Genomic DNA, 16,018 nt, shown 5'->3' with positions numbered 1-16,018 from the left:
AACATTTTTAGGGTTTAAATGCTTATAAACCGATAGTCCATCCCTTTGCCCAAGTTGGAACAGCATTTCCTTGGCCCGCTCCAGTGGCACCATCGTTTTCGGTATATACACCGTCTACGTTAACGCTTTCTTTTGCCGTATTTTTCCCTTTTGCCTTAGTCGTTATCTGGTCAAATTTAACATTGGTAATCTTTAAAGAACCGTTGGCTACATTGGCCAAGGTCTCGTCGTGCTCCACATCAAATCCAACGGTAAAGTTGCTCAATACCAAATTGTCGATATTGGCTTTGGTACCCTCTCTCAATTTAAGTCCTTGTGGCTCCGCGCCTTGTTCGCCCAATCCGACTAAGGTCATGTTTTTGATCGTCGGGTTGGCAATCGGTGTTGCCGCTCTGTTGGTTGCATTGTTATCGGCTTCTATACCGCGATTCCCTCTGCCAAAATCCAATTTAGCATACCAGTTGGAGTTGGTTCCTGTCCAGCCTTCTGTCCAGTCAAATTGATCGTCTTCGTTGCCGTTAGACACCAAGTATTGGGTGTTTACCGTTCCTCCGAAAAACTCAAATCCGTCATCGGCTCCTTTGTAAGCTTGTACGTATTCCACTTTGGTTCCGCTACCTACACCGAAGAAAGAAATGCCGTTGAATTCCTTTTCCGTGTTAAAACGCGCTCCAGCGTATTCTACTCTTAAATACGTAATCGATCCCGAACTGTCGTTGGCGATATCACCACCATAGGTCAATTCAGATACCTCTGCCGTAGCGGTTTTTCCCTTGTTGATAGGGGCTTTTCCACAGATTACCAAACCACCCCACTGGGCTTGCTCTTGAATGTTGGCCGTCATGACTACCGGTTTTTCAGCTGTGCCGTTTACAAATATTTTTCCTCCCTGAGCTACTGCGATAAACGAAGTGGTTCCGCCGGTTCCAATGATTTTTGTTCCTGCTGGAATCACTAGTGAAGCACCGTCTTCTATCAGAATTCTACCGTTTAATATATAGGTTTTTGAAGCGTCTAAGGTTACGGTTCCCTTGGAGATTTTTCCGTTGAAGTTGTTTTCATTAAGTACAAACCCGTCGCCGTTTTCTATAGGATCACTGTTGTCATCACTACTGCTGCAGCTCACTAAGGTTAAAGAGGATAATAATAAAATTCCGAATGCGTTTCTAACTAGTTTTTTCATTGTTTTTGGTTAATTGATTAGTGTTATACAAATTTGCGAATTAGTCTTTTATCGGTGGTTAAGAGAATATTATCGAATTAATATTCCCAGGTTGTCTTTGTGTTAGCTCAGTATTAAGAACGTTAAGGCTAAAAACGTCAAAAGCAGCCCGAAGACTGCTTTTGAAGGAGATGCTTAAAACTGATAGTTTAAACTCAGGCTAAAACTCTTGCCCAATTTATACGATTGAACCAAAATGTTCTGATCGAGATTTTCCTGTACGCGCTCCAGTTTGGGGTCGAGTAAGTTTTTGGCATTTATACCCAAGCCCAGCTTTTCGCTCAGTTTGGTTTTAAAGATAAAGTCCAAAGTTCCAAAGCCCTTGTCTACCGAGTTGCCCAATTGCTGCGATCCCAAAGAGTAAATGCGGTCCGAGATATAAGCATACGAAATCGTAGCCATAATATTGCGGTCGTTCCATTCTTTGATATAGCTCAGGTCGGCGTTCATCACCAAGTCTGCTGCTCCAGTGAAACTAGCGGTGTCGTGGGTGAAATCGGCTCCAAAGGCGTTCTCTTTGCGCACTTTTTCAGAATCCAATTCCTGATGTGTTCTCATATAGGCTGCGTTTAAGCCCCCGGTAATTTTATGGGTATCGTCAAAGGTGAATAGGTTTTTTCGAATCTCTAATTCTATACCCGCTGCATAGCCCGAATCTCCGGTATTGGCAAAGGATATATCGTCTGAGGATGAGGTAATCGTAATCTCGTTAATCGGGTTTTGAATGTATTTACCAAAAGCGGTTAAGGAGAAAATCTCATCGTTCTCCGGGAAAAACTCCCATTTTAAATCCAAGTTATAATCGTCTGATGGATACAGATCCGGATTTCCCTTTATCGATCCCGTGGCCTTTTCGTACATAAACAAACCTCTTTCCTTAAACTGCGGCAGCGTATAGGTTTTGGAAGCGGCTAGTCTAAAGTTATTTCGGTCGTTCAAGGCGTATTTCAAGGATAAATTCGGTAAAAAAGCAGTTTTTTCAAAGGTGTTTTTATCGCCTGCCAAGTCCAATTGCGTTTTCCATTTGATCTCTTGACTGATTTGCTCTACGCGCAAACCAACCACTGCAGACCATTTGGGGTTGAGTTCGTATTCCACTGCGGTATATCCGCCGTTGATTGATTGCTTGCCTTCATAGGTTTGCGGCGTTAGTGCAATATCTAAATTGCGGTCGCCCAGGAAGGTTTCAAATTGAAAATCGCCGTTTTCAAAGCCGGTTTTATTGAGTACCGCATCTAAATTATAGGGGTCAACGGCTACGTTGCGCAAGGCATTGCCTAAGCGGTAGTTGAATTGACTGGCTTGGAAATCCAAGTTTTTAAAGCGGCTGCTGTATCCCACGGTCCATTTTCCGCGGTACAACAAATCGTCTTTCTTGCCAAATTTGTAATCCAAGGCAATTCGTCCCGCAACCTCATCCTCGTTTAGATTTTGATAATAACGGTGGTTGTCCGTTACGGAATTGGTGGTAAAGTAGTAGTCGCCTTCTTTGATGCGGAAGGTGTTTTGAATACGATCGGGCATGTCGCTTTTAATCGTGTTATAAGAAGCGCCCCAATTTAATTTGAATTGCTCATTCAATTTGTGTTCTCCTAATAGCTGATTGACCAATAAGGTGTTTTGAACGTAATTGCCCCTTCTTAAGAATCCGCCTTCTGCGCCGTCGGCCAAATCTCTCATATAACCGCGGTACTCCTCGTTGCTTTCAGATGAACCGTTGATGTACAATAAATTGTATCCGATTTTGTGGTCGGGGTTTAGACTGTATTGCGCATTGAACATCCCGGTGGTATTGGTCGCGTACTCGTATTCCTTGGTGGCAAAATCCTTGGTGGCATCGCCTTGGGCTTGCACCGATTTTACCATGCCTTCTTTAAATTTGTATTTGTTGTCAAACGAAGCGGTTGCGAACAAATTCAATTGACCTTGTTGGCCGATGTTAAAAGATTTTCCGGTGTTGAAACCAAAGTTACTGCCGTAAGGCGCTCTGTTTTTTAAGTTGAGGCTGTTGGTGAATTGGTAGTTTTTCAACGGGTCTTGTGGGGTGTCATTCTTGGAGAATCCCAGGTAATTGCGGTCGGACAACAACAGGAATTGATCTTGTTTAACCGCATTGGAGTTGACTTGAGATCCGATGGAGAAATTAAAAAATCCCTCGCCGCTGTGGTCTTTGGAAATGATGTCTACGTGTCCGCCGGCAAAATCTCCGAAAATGCGACTCGAGTAGGTCTTGTCGATAGAGATGTATTCCACAATATCGGTAGAGAACAAGTCTAAGCTGATGTTTTTGCGTTCGGGATCATTGGAGGGAATGGGCAAGCCGTTCATCGAAGTGGCGTTGTATCGGTCGCCTAGTCCGCGAACAAAGATCGCGCCAGAGCCCTCTTGTTTTACCACGCCGGTGGTTTTGGCCACGGCGGCAGCCACATCGCTAATTCCCTTTCGCGACAGCTCTTGGGCGCCGATGTTTTGTTTGATTTCCAAAGAGCGGTGTTGGTCGAGCAACAAAGCGGTTTCCTTGGCTTTCTTGGAAGTGGCTTGTACCACCACGCCTTCCAGTTCGGTGCTGTTAGACGATAAGGACGCACTCTGTGTCTTGGTTTCGCCTTTTGCTATAGTGATGCCAAAAGATTGGGTATCATATCCTAAATAACTAAATAGTACCGTGTGTTTTCCCGAGGGAAGAGACAATTGGTATTGGCCATTGGCGTCGGAACTGGTCCCTAGGGTGGTTCCCGCTATACTAATAGTAGCAAATGCCAGTGGTGCTAGGCCTGCATCGGAATCGGAGACCTTCCCTTTTAGGGTGCCATTCTGCGAATATAGACTGCAGGTAAATAACAAAGCGAGTAGTAAAACGTGTAATTTCATTTTTGGTGTGTTAGGTTATGCAAATGAATTACCTTAATGTGATTCGCAGGTTACCGCCCTGTTACCAATTTGTTGTACTAAAATCATTAAAAGGTTAAGACATTAAATTACCGTTAACACATGATTTGGTTTTGTATTATCTTTATCTTTACCATTCTAAACAAGCACTACTCACGATGAAAAAAAAGGAAATTAAGATTTTGTTAGTCGACGACGAACAGGATATCTTGGAGATTATTGGTTATAATCTCGTTCAAGAAGGTTACCAAGTAAGTACCGCTACTAATGGGAGAGAGGCCGTGTCAAAAGCTCAAAAAGAGCAGCCTCATCTAATTATTATGGATGTGATGATGCCCGAAATGGACGGTATGGAGGCCTGTGAGCACATTCGACGAATTCCGGAATTGCAAAATACGATTATTACTTTTTTAACTGCTCGTGGTGAAGATTATTCTCAAGTAGCGGGTTTTGATGCTGGTGCGGACGATTATATCACCAAGCCCGTCAAGCCCAAAGTATTGATGAGTAAGGTTAAGGCTTTGTTGCGAAGGTTTAAAGAAGAGGAAAAGAACGGCGATATTTTAAACGTCGGCGAGATTGAAATCAATAGAGAAGAGTATAAAATTGTTAAAGAAGGCGTGGAAATCATCTTGCCGAGAAAGGAATTTGAATTGTTCTATCTGTTGGCCTCCAAACCGGGCAAAGTATTTAAACGCGAAGAGATCTTGGATAAGGTATGGGGCAACGAAGTCATCGTTGGCGGACGTACGATCGATGTGCACATTCGCAAATTGAGAGAGAAAATAGGAGATGAATGGTTTAAAACCATTAAAGGTGTCGGTTATAAATTGGATCTATAATGAGTATACGCTTTAAAAAATCGTATAAGTTTGCCCTAAAATCCGCCTTGTTTATTGCGGTATTTAGTTTTTTAATCCTGCTGATTTTGCTGGTGTTGTTTTTTGAAGCCAGCCTGTTGCTGTGCTTTCTCTTTGCCGGCCTCGTCTATATTTTTTCCTTTTTCGTTATACAATACCGCGTGGAACACTTTGTTTACCGCAGAATAAAAAAGATTTACGACAACGTCTCCATCTTGGATTCGTCGGTTTTGCGCAGCAAAGCCATTACCACAGATATGGAGACCTTGACCAATGAGGTTCAGAAGTTTGCCACGCACAAAAAAATCGAAATCGAATCGTTGAAAGTGCGCGAGGAATACCGCAGGGAATTTCTGGGCAATATTTCACATGAATTAAAAACCCCTTTGTTTACCGTTCAGAGCTACCTCTCTACTTTGCTCGACGGCGCGATGAACGACGAGGAGGTCAGTAAAAAATACCTCGAGCGAGCGGAAAAGGGCGTGGAACGCCTGATCTATATCGTTAAGGATTTGGATATGATTACCAAATTGGAAACCGGCGACTTGCATTTGAACTACTCGGAATTCGATATCGTCAAAGCGGTGGAAACCGTGTTTGACCTGTTGGAAATGCGGGCAGAGCAAAAGGAAATCTCCTTGATTTTCGATATGAATTACGTCAATCCCATCCTGGTCTACGCCGATCAGGATCGCATCGTGCAATTGATCAGCAATCTGGTGGAGAACTCCATCAAATACGGTCGGGTCAAGGGAACCACCGAAGTGAGTATAGAGGATTTGGTCAACAACAAAATCATCGTTCGGGTAACGGATAACGGCGACGGTATTAAAGAGAAATACGTTCCTCGATTGTTTGAACGCTTTTTCCGCATCGACAAAAGCGGTGCGCGTTCCGTGGGCGGATCTGGATTGGGGCTGTCCATTGTAAAGCACATCGTGGAAGCACACGAAGAACACATTTATCTCGAAAGCAAGTTCGGCTACGGATCAGAATTTTCGTTTACGCTGGAACGGGCTAAATAAATCGCTCCACAACACCGGGCTATTGAGCTTTTTTAGCCCCTGATAAAGCGCTACACGCTGGAGTTCTTCGATCTTAAATCGGTCTTGTTTGCAATGCGGAACCAGGCCTTTTCGGTCGAGCTCCTTGGCCAGGTACTCCTGTTCGTATTGCCCCGGTGTAGGGATAAAAAACGCTTTTTTTCCGAGATGGGCTAAATCCATAATCGTGGTATAGCCCGAGCGACACAACACCATGGCACTCTGATTGAGGGCCAATTCCAATTGTAGCGTAGTCATGTAGTTGTAGGTGGTTTTGTTAAACCGCTCCACCACAACTTGTTCTTTTTCGATCAGTCCCCGAACAAAGAGTATACGCCCTTCGAATCGCTTCAATTCGCGTTGCAATTTGACTTCCAACAGCGTGCGCTGCGGTTCTGGTCCAGAGAGCAACACCAGTAAGTCGTACTGCTGCTCGACGGCCTTTTTGTGAAAGCGACTCAGCGCACCGATATACTTGAGGTTAAAAGGGCTCGACTCCAAATGACCGAGTTTACCACTTAGATTTTCTTTGGTTTCCGAATCGGGAACCCAGCACTCGTTGAATTTACGGATAAAATAATGGTGGATTTTGGTGGTCCACCAAGAGGTATTGCCAGATAATATCCTCAATTGATGGGTGATGAATACGCAGGGAATTCGTCGGGAGTGCATGCCCAGTCTGTTGTCGGAGATAACGCCATCTAGGCTGTAGGTGCCAATCCATTTTTTGAGCACTTGGCGCTCGCGAACGATAGCGCGGTATATGGCGGGGAGTTGAACGATGAGTTGCAGCTTAAAGAGCGAGGCCTTCTGGGCATAGCTTACCTTATAAGAGGGCAGGCTTAAACACTGCAAGTCGGGGAACTCCTTTTCCAGCAGCGCCAAGGCCGGACCGTCCGAGGCAATTACGGGTTCAAAACCGGATTTGATCAGGGCATTGATCAGGGGGATGCAACGCGTAGCATGTCCGAGTCCCCAGTTCAAGGGGGCTACGAGAATTCGCTTCTTGGTGGAACCCGACTTGGTGGCTACGGGCCGGTTGAGGTCGCTAATCAAAATGGGATCTTTCATCTACAGAGGATTTAAGGACTAAAAAATAAAACAAGAGAAAAAACAGCCGTTTCTGTGGCGTTTTCAAGAGCTTTATTTGTACTGTCTAATATAAAAACCTTTTACATTAAGTATATTTCCTTAATTTTACCAAAAAATTAAATAATAGAGTGGGAAGTAAAAACAAATTAAAACGCTTTAGAGAAAACGAAACCTTTGGTAATGTTTTTCAGCCTAGCAGAGAAGAAATGGTCGGTGATTTTCCCCTTAAAGGCAAGTGGAATTCGGAGTTCTTTAAAAACGACCAACCCATAGTTTTGGAATTGGGTTGTGGAAAGGGAGAGTATACCGTGGAACTCGCCAAGCGCTTTCCGGACAAGAATTTTATCGGTATCGATATCAAGGGAGCGCGCTTTTGGAGAGGGGCTAAAACCGCTGTGGAAGAAAAACTCCACAATGTCGCCTTCCTAAGAACCCAAATAGAGTTGATCGAATCGGCTTTTGAGTCGGCAGAGGTCAGTGAGATCTGGATTACCTTTCCCGATCCGCAAATCAAATATAAAAGAACCAAACACCGCCTGACCAATTCGGAATTTTTACAGCGCTATAAGCGGATTTTAAAGGCCGACGGTATCGTTAACCTCAAAACCGACAGCGAGTTTATGCACGGTTATACACTGGGGCTGTTGCACGGTGAAGGACATGAGGTTTTGTACGCCAACCACCACGTTTATAAAAACGAAGGGGCGCCGTCTGTAGTAACTGAAATCCAGACATTTTACGAAAAACAATATTTGGAACACGACAAGGCAATCACATACATACAGTTTAGAATTAAGTAAATGGAATATCTTTATTTTTTGCTATTTGGTTTTATAGCCGCAGTAATTGGCGTTTCCCTACCGGGATTGCTCAATATGACTGCGGTCAAAATAGCTTTAAAAGAAGGAAAAGAAAGCGCCTATAGCTATGTGCTCGGGGCCTTGTTCACCATTTTTATACAAACCTATATCGCCATCTTTTTTGCCAAGCTCATCGAGTCCAGTGTGGTCATCTCCGAAACTCTACAGGAAATCGGGGTGGCGATCTTTGGTGCACTCACGCTGTACTTCTTGTTTTTTGCCAAGAAAAAGGAAAAGAAAGAGGCCCAAGGCGAGTTGGTCGACGGCAACAGCCTCGCGATTAAAAACCGATTTTTCTACGGAATATTATTGGCAGCACTCAATGTGTTTCCCATTCCGTACTACGTTTTTCTGAGTATTACTTTGGCCTCGTACGACTTCCCCGTCTTCTATATGGCGCATACGTTTTTGTTGTCGATAGGCGTGGTGTTGGGCTCGGCATTAATGCTGTATCTCTATATAGCGTTTTTTAAAAACTCCGATCGAGAAGAGCATTTTTTACTTAAAAACATCAATTATTGCATCGGTACCATCACGGGGATTATCGCGTTGATAACCCTGTATAAACTGTTGAAGTAAATGGACGAAAAAGACAATTTCTTTGAACGGGTGTATCAGTTGGTAGCGCAAATTCCCTATGGCAAAGTCACCACTTATGGCGCAATTGCAAGGGCGTTGGGCACCGCCCGATCTGCTCGTATGGTGGGGTGGGCATTAAATGCTTCTCACGGACGCGAAGATATTCCCGCTCATCGCGTGGTCAATAGAAACGGTTTGCTGTCGGGAAAACACCATTTCGACGGTACCCATCTGATGCAGCAGCTCTTGGAAAGCGAAGGGGTGCTTATAGAAAACTATCAAGTGCGCCATCTCGAGGCACATCTGTGGATTCCTCCGTCAGACTCTGCAGCGGAAAGTGAATAGAAAACACCGTTTTTTGATCTTTTCGATTGTACAACAAATAGCCACCGTGCATTTCTACCATGTTTTTAGACAGGGGTAGCCCAATACCCGCACCTTCTTTGCGCGTGGTATAAAACGGAATAAACACCTTCTCTTTAATCTCTTCCGCTATGCCCAAGCCCGAGTCGATAAATTCGATAATCAACCGCTGGTGGGCAATCGATGTCGCAACGCTGATGCTTTTGTCTTCTTGCTCGGCTACGGCGTGAATCGCATTGGTTAACAAGTTGATAAAAACCTGTTCCAACTGTGCACTGTCCCAGTATACCGCTAAATCCGCAGCGTATTGACGGTGGAGGACCACGTTTCGCTCATCGAGCAACGGCTGCATAATGTTTAAGCTGGCTTCCAAGCTGTCCGTCAGGTTAACCCGCGTTTTTCTAGGCGTGGGCAACATGGTTAGCTTGCGGTAATTCTCGACAAAATACTGCAAGTGATTGCTGCGGTTGACAATGGTTTTAATGCTGAGCGAAATGTCTTCTAAGTCTTCTGCGGTCAAGTTGTCCTCTTCTAAAATCTCTTGAATGTTATAGGCGAGTGAATGTATGGGAGTCAGGGAATTCATCAATTCATGCGAGATGATTTTCATCAGGTTCAACCAAGTGTTCTTCTCCTTCTTATCCATAACTCTTTGAATGGAGTCCAAGAGTATGATGTAGTATTCCTTGTGCTGGGTTTGCGTTTTGGAAGTCTGCAACATAAAGGTTTGTTTCTCCTCGCCCTCCAGGCGTATGTCTATGGACGACTTGGTTTCGCGAAAACCGATAGACGCGATGTAGTTGCTGAGGTTGGGAATCATTTTCTCGAGGTTTTTCCACGTTCTGATTTTGGGTATGGAAAAGTAGTTGGCGAAATAATCGTTGATTAAAAAGATGTCCCAGTTATCGGCATCGTTTTTTTCGAGTATGAGTATACCGGTTTCCAGATTGTTGAGTATGTTGAGGTAAACGACTTCCTTGGATTCGTGGTCTTGTTGTTTTTGCTGTAGTTTTTGATAGAGATTTTGCAGGTTTTGCATGGTTTCATTGACCTGCTTTTTCTCTGTTTTTAAGGAGAAATCATCGTAGAGCATGGCGAGCAACACCCGATCAATAGCATCGTAGTGCTTTTTGATGGTCGCATACAATTCTGCCAGTAAAATCAGCAGCACAAATCCCAAAAAGGACATGGTAAAGAGCTGCTGATTTTGGTAAAACCAAAAACAAGCAGCCGTACAAGCGAGAATCACTAGAATACGTATAAATAGCGCTTGATAAAAGGAGGTTGTTTTCAATACCGCTTATTTGAGGTTGTGTTTTTCTAATCTGCGATACAAAGCCGCACGTGATAAACCGAGTTCTAAAGCAGCCTGACTGATGTTTCCCTGGCTTTTATCCATCGCTTTCACGATGGAAATGCGTTCGATTTCCTGTAGCGACGCCTCGTCTTGGTAAGGCGAAATAGCCAGTTGAGAAATGCCAAAATCCGCAAGTGTAAGCTGATCGGAATCCGACAATATCATGGCGCGTTCCACGCGGTTCTGCATTTCTCGAATGTTGCCCTTCCAGTCGTACTTGGTCAGTTCTTCCCGAGTATAATTGTCTATGCTGGGAAGGGATCGCTGGTATTTGTCTGCGTACTGCTGCAGAAAAAAGTCCATCAAACTCGAGATGTCTTCTTTGCGCGCTCTCAAAGCCGGTAGGGAAAGTACTACCGTATTGATGCGGTAATACAAATCTTCGCGAAAGTGCTTTTGCTCCACTTCGAGTTCGATGTCCGAATTGGTCGCCGTAAGTATGCGTACATCTACCGGACGGGTCTTGGATTCGCCCAAGCGAATCACGGATTTGGATTGAATGATTTGCAGCAGTTTGGACTGCAAATGCAGCGGAACATTGCCGATTTCATCCAAAAAAATCGTACCGCCGTGTGCCATCTCAAAACGGCCTGCGGTGTCTTGTTTGGCGTCGGTAAAGGCGCCTTTGGCATAACCGAAGAGCTCACTTTCAAACAGGTTTTCGTTGAGAGAACCCAAATCGACATGGATAAACGGCTGTTCCCTTCGCGCCGACTGCTCGTGTATGTATTGGGCAAGCACGTATTTTCCCGTGCCGTTTTCTCCGAGTATCAAGGTGTTGACATCGGTTTTGGATACCCGATCGGCCATCTGATACACCTTTTGTATACTCGCTGCCCTGCCTTTGAAAAAGCTTGCGGGAGTCGGAGCAACTTCAGGGCCCTTTTTGCGAACGAGTTTAACCGCTTCCTTGATCGTCTGCAATAAGACCTCGTTGTTCCAGGGCTTTAAAATATAATCAATCGCCCCTAATTTAATGCCTTCCACCGCGGTTTCTATATGCGCGTATGAGGTCATTAAGATAATCTGAACCTTAGGAGCCATTTTTTGAATTTCCTTAAACCAAAAAATACCCTCCTTGCCGTCTTCATATCCCAGGCGGTAATTCATATCCAACAAGATCACTTCTATCGGATGCTCGTTGAGCAATTCCGGGATTTTTTTCGGATTAACAGTGGTAATCACCGTTTCAAAATGCCGTTTTAACAGCATTCTCGCCGCTATTAGGATTTCTTCATTGTCGTCTAAAATCAATAGGGTGGTCTGTGTCTTTTTCATAAGGCAGTTAGGGTATTCCAAAAGCGAACAGTAGCGTGTTCAAAATCGGACAGTTGCTTTGGGGTTGTTTTTGTATGTCGTTGACTAGTAATACGCTGTAAGTTAATTAAAATTTGGCACATTTTTACACTTATAGTATTAGAAATGAAGCGATATGAATACGGCTTTGCTGGGTAAAAATAGCAAAAAACCAGACGCATACTGTGTGCTTTTTGAGTATTTTAGTAGGCGGGTTGCTTTTTATAGCCGTCGAGCTGAAAAAGTCGCAAAAAAGCGGTGTGCAAGCGTAGTCTCAGCGGTTTTTTGCCGAGGCGATTAGCGGCAGGGCAAGGCACTTGTCAAGCAGGTAAGTTTCAAGGCGTTTAGGGCGTCAAAAACCGAATTAAAATTAGGTATAAGCAATGATTAACATCAAGAATTTAACTCGAATATTTCAGAGCGAAGAAGTGGAAACCACGGCCTTAAGAGGTATAGACCTAGAGGTGCGATCGGGCGATTTTATTTCGATTATGGGCCCTTCGGGTTGTGGAAAATCGACTTTGCTCAATATCATTGGACTGTTGGATACGGCTACTTCGGGCAGCTATGCGCTGATCGGTCAAGAGATGCTGCAGCTAAAAGAAGCCAAGCGCGCAAAGGTGCGCAAAGAGCATATTGGCTTTGTGTTTCAAAACTTTAATCTCATCGACGAATTAGATGTTTTTGACAATATGGAACTGCCCTTGATTTACAACAAGGTTCCGTCGGCCGAGCGCAAGCGACGGGTCAATGAGATGGCGCAAAAGTTAAATATCGTACACCGCTTAAAATACTTTCCCCAGCAATTATCTGGCGGACAACAACAGCGGGTAGCCGTCGGGCGCGCCTTAATCAATAGACCAACCGTGATTTTAGCCGATGAGCCCACCGGAAATTTAGACAGTAAAAACGGCAATGAAGTCATGGAACTGCTGACGGAATTGCACATACAAGGAGCGACCATCATTATGGTCACGCATTCCGAACACGATGCGTCGTTTTCGCAGCGCACCATTTTGATGAAGGACGGTATGATATTGACCGAAAAAAACAATACCAAAACCATAGATGTCTTTGCGGACTAAATCACACTAAAGAAAAACACCATGATACGACTGATAATGATTTTTTTGATGTTTCTGATGTCTTGGATTCTTCAAGCACAATCCAGCGAAACGAGAAAAACCGCATCCTTTGACGGAATTATAGCCTCCACAGGGGTACAGGTGATATTGCAACCCAACGAAAATGGTGACATACGCGTGGAAACCGACGGAAGCGTCGATTTGAAAAACATTTATACCGAAGTGAGTAACAATACCCTTAGGGTGTATATATCCGTGCCCGGACGTCGCTCGATCAGTCTAAAATCATGGCCGCAGGGCATCAATGTATATGTGTCGCAAAAAGGCGTGTCGCGCTTTATGGCCGAGTCCGCTGCCAAGATAAAAGTGTCCAAGCGCCTTAAAACAGATAAGGTGTCGATTACGCTGGATTCCGCTGGAAAGATGGAAGGCGATTTTAGCGTATCCACCATGGTATTTACCATGGATTCGGCCTCGGGTTTTTCCGGAGATGTATCGGCCAAAAAAGTACAGGCAAGCTTGGATAGCGCCGCTTTTATCAACATTACAGGCGATGCGGAAGAACTGCTGCTCAACATCGATAGTGCCGCGAGCTTTAACGGAAAGAACTTTAGATTGAAAAGAGCCAAGGTAGAAGCCGACAGCTTGGGCAAGGCAGAGGTCAACGTGTCGGACAGCCTCGATGCCTATGCCGATTCCATGGGTAAGGTGATTTATTATGGAAATCCTAAGAATGTAAAAAAATACACGGATTCTATGGGGTCTGTAAAAGCGCGATAATTACATGTACAAGAATTGGTTTAAAATTTACCTCCATCAGACCTTAAAGAACAAGCTGTTTTTCTTTTTAAACATCCTCGGTTTGGCCATTGGGATTTCTGCGCTTATCCTCGCCGTACTGTATTGGCAGGAAGAGCATAAATACAATGCGTGGAACGCCGATCGCGACCGCATTTTTGAAATGACCTACAGTCAAAACGACGAGGACTATATTGCGAGTTCGGCTGCTTTGGGACCCAAGTTGGCTCAGTATCCAGCTTTGGTCGAGGACTATTGTTACTTTTCGTTTGAGTACCTGGAGTTTTTTGCCGAGTCGGAATTTCAAAAGGGCGTAGTCGACAAAATTGTCAATACACAGGAATCCTTTTTTAGGTTTTTTTCCTTTGATTTTGTCTACGGCAAGGCGGAAACCGTTTTTGAAAAACCAAACAGCATTGCCATATCCGAGGAGGTCGCAAAGCAGTATTTCGGCAATCGGAATCCGGTGGGTAAATTCCTGTCGTTGGCGCACATGCCCTATCAGATCAGCGGGGTATATCGGCTGCATAAGCACAGTTCCATGCTGCCCAATATTGTACTGAGCAGTATAGAACGCGACACGGAACTCGATGAAGAACTGTGGCTCAATTTGAATTTGGGGCTACTGATTAAGGCCAATAAAAAGGGAGATAAAAGGGCTTTGGAGGCGTTGAGTAAACAATTGATTTACGAAAACATCACCGCGATATATGCGCGGGAAGAGGGGATATCCCTTGCGGAATACATAAAAAATGTCGGCGGTAAAACCGCGGTGAATTTGGCCTCTTTAGCCGAAGTGCGCCTCTATGTCAAAGCGACCGGTTTATTGGAAGGTACTGGGAACTTGGAGTTTATATATGTCGCTTTAAGCTGTGCCCTGATGATTCTTTTGCTGTCGATTGTCAACTACATCAACCTGACTAACGCCTATGTCATTCGACGGGTAAACGAACTGGGAATTCGAAAAATACTGGGTGCGAGCAACAAGCAAATTGTCGGGCAACTGGTTTTTGAAACCGTGATCAATAGCGCTATAGCCGTGATTCTTGCCCTGGTGTTTGTCGAGTTTATGCTGCCGCATTTTTCGGTGTTTATCAATAATACACTCAGCCTGAATTTGCTCGATTTTTGGCAGGTTATTGCGGGAATCGTCTTGGTTGTCGTCTTGCTGGGCGGTTTGATTCCGTCGTTGTACATCTATAGAGTGAACTTTTTAGTGATTCTAAAAGGCAAGTATACCCGCAGTCAACGCGGGGTGAAACTGAGAAATGTGTTGTTGGTTTTGCAGTTTTCCATAGCGTTTTTCTTTGTGGTAGGCGGTTTGGTAATCACGCGACAAGTGGCGTATATGGCAACCAAAGAATTGGGTTATGAAGGCGGGCATATCGTACAAGCCAAATTGTTCAATCACCAGTCTCGACGTAAGTTTATCGAGTCCGAAGAGTTTTCCAAGCGCTTGTGCCATATCAAGGGCGTTGAAAAAGTGGCCTTGGGCACCATTCCGTTTTCCAATAAAAACATGCCTAGGGGGACGCTGACGATTGAGGGCAAACGCGTGGAATTCGATATAAGTGGTGTGGATCTCAATTATTTAAAGCTGTTGGGTATTCGCAACAAGCAAGGCATGTCCATGGACGCGTCCGCGGCCGATGATTCGCTGTTGACTGTGGTGGTCAACAACCGCTTGGTCGAGGTGTTGGGCATCCGCAATCCCGTGGGTAAGGAATTTATGTACAACAAGCGAAAATATAAAATTGCCCGTGTGGTGGATGATTTCTTTAGAACGGGATTCAACTATAAAATCAGTCCTATGGTGTTATTCGATTATAGAGCTATCGATTATTTGGTTTACCACATCAATGAAGTGTCCATAAAGATAAACTCGGCAGACCCCGATCAAACGCTGCGAGAAATTGAGCTCTTTTGGCAAAAACAAATCGATTCGGAATATCCGTTTAAGGCTGTTTTTTTGGACAAACAATTTGCCAAAAACTACAAGCAATACATCAAACAACGCAATTTGTTTCGAGGTTTAAACTTCGTAGTAGTCTTTATTTCGTTGTTCGGACTCTTTGCTTTGGTGTCGTTTTCCATAGAGAGCCGATTGAAGGAAATCGTCATCAGAAAAGTTTTAGGGGCCGATACGGCAAATTTAATTCGAAATCTAGTAACAAAATACGTGATTTTGGCACTAATAGGTTTTGCCGTTGCTGCGATTCCCACCTATTGGTTGATGAACAGCTGGCTGAATAATTTTGCCTACCACGGCGAACTGCACTGGATTCCCTTTGTGGTTGCAGGCGTTACCCTGCTTTGTTTAACCTTGGTAGTGGTGGTTTTTAGGGCGTATTTTGCCACGAAAATCGATTTGTTGAAATACTTGAAATACGAATAATGTAAATCTTACAAAGCGCGGCCGAGGCCATTCTTTGAACAATATAGTTTTAAAATCATTGGGGTGTTTAGCCGTCGATTTTTAAAACAGCGAAAAATTGAATTAGTTAGTATGAATTCGGTTTTTTTGGGCGATGAGGGTTCTGTTATCAAGAACCTTCAGGCCTCATTAAGCACACG

At 44.2% G+C, this 16,018-nt stretch carries 13 protein-coding genes; 8 read left to right on the top strand and 5 right to left on the bottom strand.

The window, feature by feature from the left end; translation table 11 throughout:
* Positions 1-22: 22 nt before the first annotated feature.
* Together ACQZ43_RS02625 and ACQZ43_RS02620 are read right to left on the bottom strand one after the other, a co-directional pair.
* The gene (locus ACQZ43_RS02625; RefSeq protein WP_430614302.1) at positions 23-1,183 is read right to left on the bottom strand and encodes a hypothetical protein; all 1,161 of its coding nucleotides are present in this window, start codon (positions 1,181-1,183) and stop codon (positions 23-25) included.
* Positions 1,184-1,357: 174 nt separating this feature from the next.
* The gene (locus ACQZ43_RS02620) at positions 1,358-4,093 is read right to left on the bottom strand and encodes a TonB-dependent receptor (RefSeq protein ID WP_430614301.1); all 2,736 of its coding nucleotides are present in this window, start codon (positions 4,091-4,093) and stop codon (positions 1,358-1,360) included.
* Positions 4,094-4,269: 176 nt separating this feature from the next.
* On the opposite strand from ACQZ43_RS02620, the gene ACQZ43_RS02615 reads away from it, so the two are divergent.
* Positions 4,270-4,953, top strand: a complete 684-nt coding sequence (locus ACQZ43_RS02615) for a response regulator transcription factor (RefSeq protein WP_430614300.1) — start codon at positions 4,270-4,272, stop codon at positions 4,951-4,953.
* Positions 4,953-5,996 carry a sensor histidine kinase gene (locus ACQZ43_RS02610; RefSeq protein WP_430614299.1) on the top strand — a complete coding sequence of 348 codons (1,044 nt, stop codon included), beginning with the start codon at positions 4,953-4,955 and terminating at the stop codon, positions 5,994-5,996. The genes ACQZ43_RS02615 and ACQZ43_RS02610 overlap by 1 nt, the downstream gene beginning before the upstream one ends.
* On the opposite strand, the gene ACQZ43_RS02605 is transcribed toward ACQZ43_RS02610, so the two are convergent.
* Positions 5,961-7,085 (bottom strand): glycosyltransferase, encoded by a 1,125-nt coding sequence (locus ACQZ43_RS02605; protein ID WP_430614298.1) that lies wholly within the window; start codon positions 7,083-7,085, stop codon positions 5,961-5,963. The genes ACQZ43_RS02610 and ACQZ43_RS02605 overlap by 36 nt on opposite strands.
* A 149-nt stretch (positions 7,086-7,234) precedes the next feature.
* Here ACQZ43_RS02605 and trmB point away from each other — a divergent pair, with 149 nt between their 5' ends.
* The 3 genes from trmB to ACQZ43_RS02590 are packed head-to-tail and all read left to right on the top strand — an operon-like array spanning position 7,235 to position 8,890.
* On the top strand, positions 7,235-7,906 hold the full coding sequence (gene trmB / locus ACQZ43_RS02600; RefSeq protein WP_430614296.1) for a tRNA (guanosine(46)-N7)-methyltransferase TrmB: 672 nt from the start codon (positions 7,235-7,237) through the stop codon (positions 7,904-7,906).
* Entirely contained in the window at positions 7,907-8,545 is a 639-nt protein-coding gene (locus ACQZ43_RS02595; RefSeq protein ID WP_430614295.1) for an amino acid permease, read from the top strand.
* Entirely contained in the window at positions 8,546-8,890 is a 345-nt protein-coding gene (locus ACQZ43_RS02590) for an MGMT family protein (RefSeq protein WP_430614294.1), read from the top strand. It begins immediately after the preceding gene.
* Here the strand turns inward: ACQZ43_RS02590 and ACQZ43_RS02585 are convergent.
* Together ACQZ43_RS02585 and ACQZ43_RS02580 are read right to left on the bottom strand one after the other, a co-directional pair.
* Positions 8,811-10,202 (bottom strand): sensor histidine kinase, encoded by a 1,392-nt coding sequence (locus ACQZ43_RS02585; protein ID WP_430614293.1) that lies wholly within the window; start codon positions 10,200-10,202, stop codon positions 8,811-8,813. The two genes, ACQZ43_RS02590 and ACQZ43_RS02585, sit on opposite strands and share 80 nt — an antisense overlap.
* Positions 10,203-10,208: 6 nt before the next feature.
* Positions 10,209-11,543: a sigma-54-dependent transcriptional regulator gene (locus ACQZ43_RS02580; RefSeq protein WP_430614292.1), complete on the bottom strand. Its 1,335-nt coding sequence runs from the start codon at positions 11,541-11,543 to the stop codon at positions 10,209-10,211.
* A gap of 401 nt (positions 11,544-11,944) precedes the next feature.
* On the opposite strand from ACQZ43_RS02580, the gene ACQZ43_RS02575 reads away from it, so the two are divergent.
* Genes ACQZ43_RS02575 through ACQZ43_RS02565 form a run of 3 tightly spaced genes read left to right on the top strand, consistent with a single transcriptional unit; the run spans position 11,945 to position 15,839 of the window.
* Positions 11,945-12,646, top strand: coding sequence for an ABC transporter ATP-binding protein (locus tag ACQZ43_RS02575; protein ID WP_430614291.1), 702 nt, complete (start codon positions 11,945-11,947; stop codon positions 12,644-12,646).
* A gap of 21 nt (positions 12,647-12,667) precedes the next feature.
* Positions 12,668-13,426 carry a GIN domain-containing protein gene (locus tag ACQZ43_RS02570; protein ID WP_430614290.1) on the top strand — a complete coding sequence of 253 codons (759 nt, stop codon included), beginning with the start codon at positions 12,668-12,670 and terminating at the stop codon, positions 13,424-13,426.
* A 4-nt stretch (positions 13,427-13,430) separates the two neighbouring features.
* Positions 13,431-15,839, top strand: a complete 2,409-nt coding sequence (locus ACQZ43_RS02565) for an ABC transporter permease (RefSeq protein ID WP_430614289.1) — start codon at positions 13,431-13,433, stop codon at positions 15,837-15,839.
* Positions 15,840-16,018 lie beyond the last annotated feature (179 nt).

The organism is Flavobacterium sp. JP2137 (genome assembly GCF_050562195.1).
Taxonomy (GTDB): Bacteria; Bacteroidota; Bacteroidia; order Flavobacteriales; family Flavobacteriaceae; genus Flavobacterium.
This window is presented reverse-complemented; position numbering and strand designations above follow the sequence as displayed.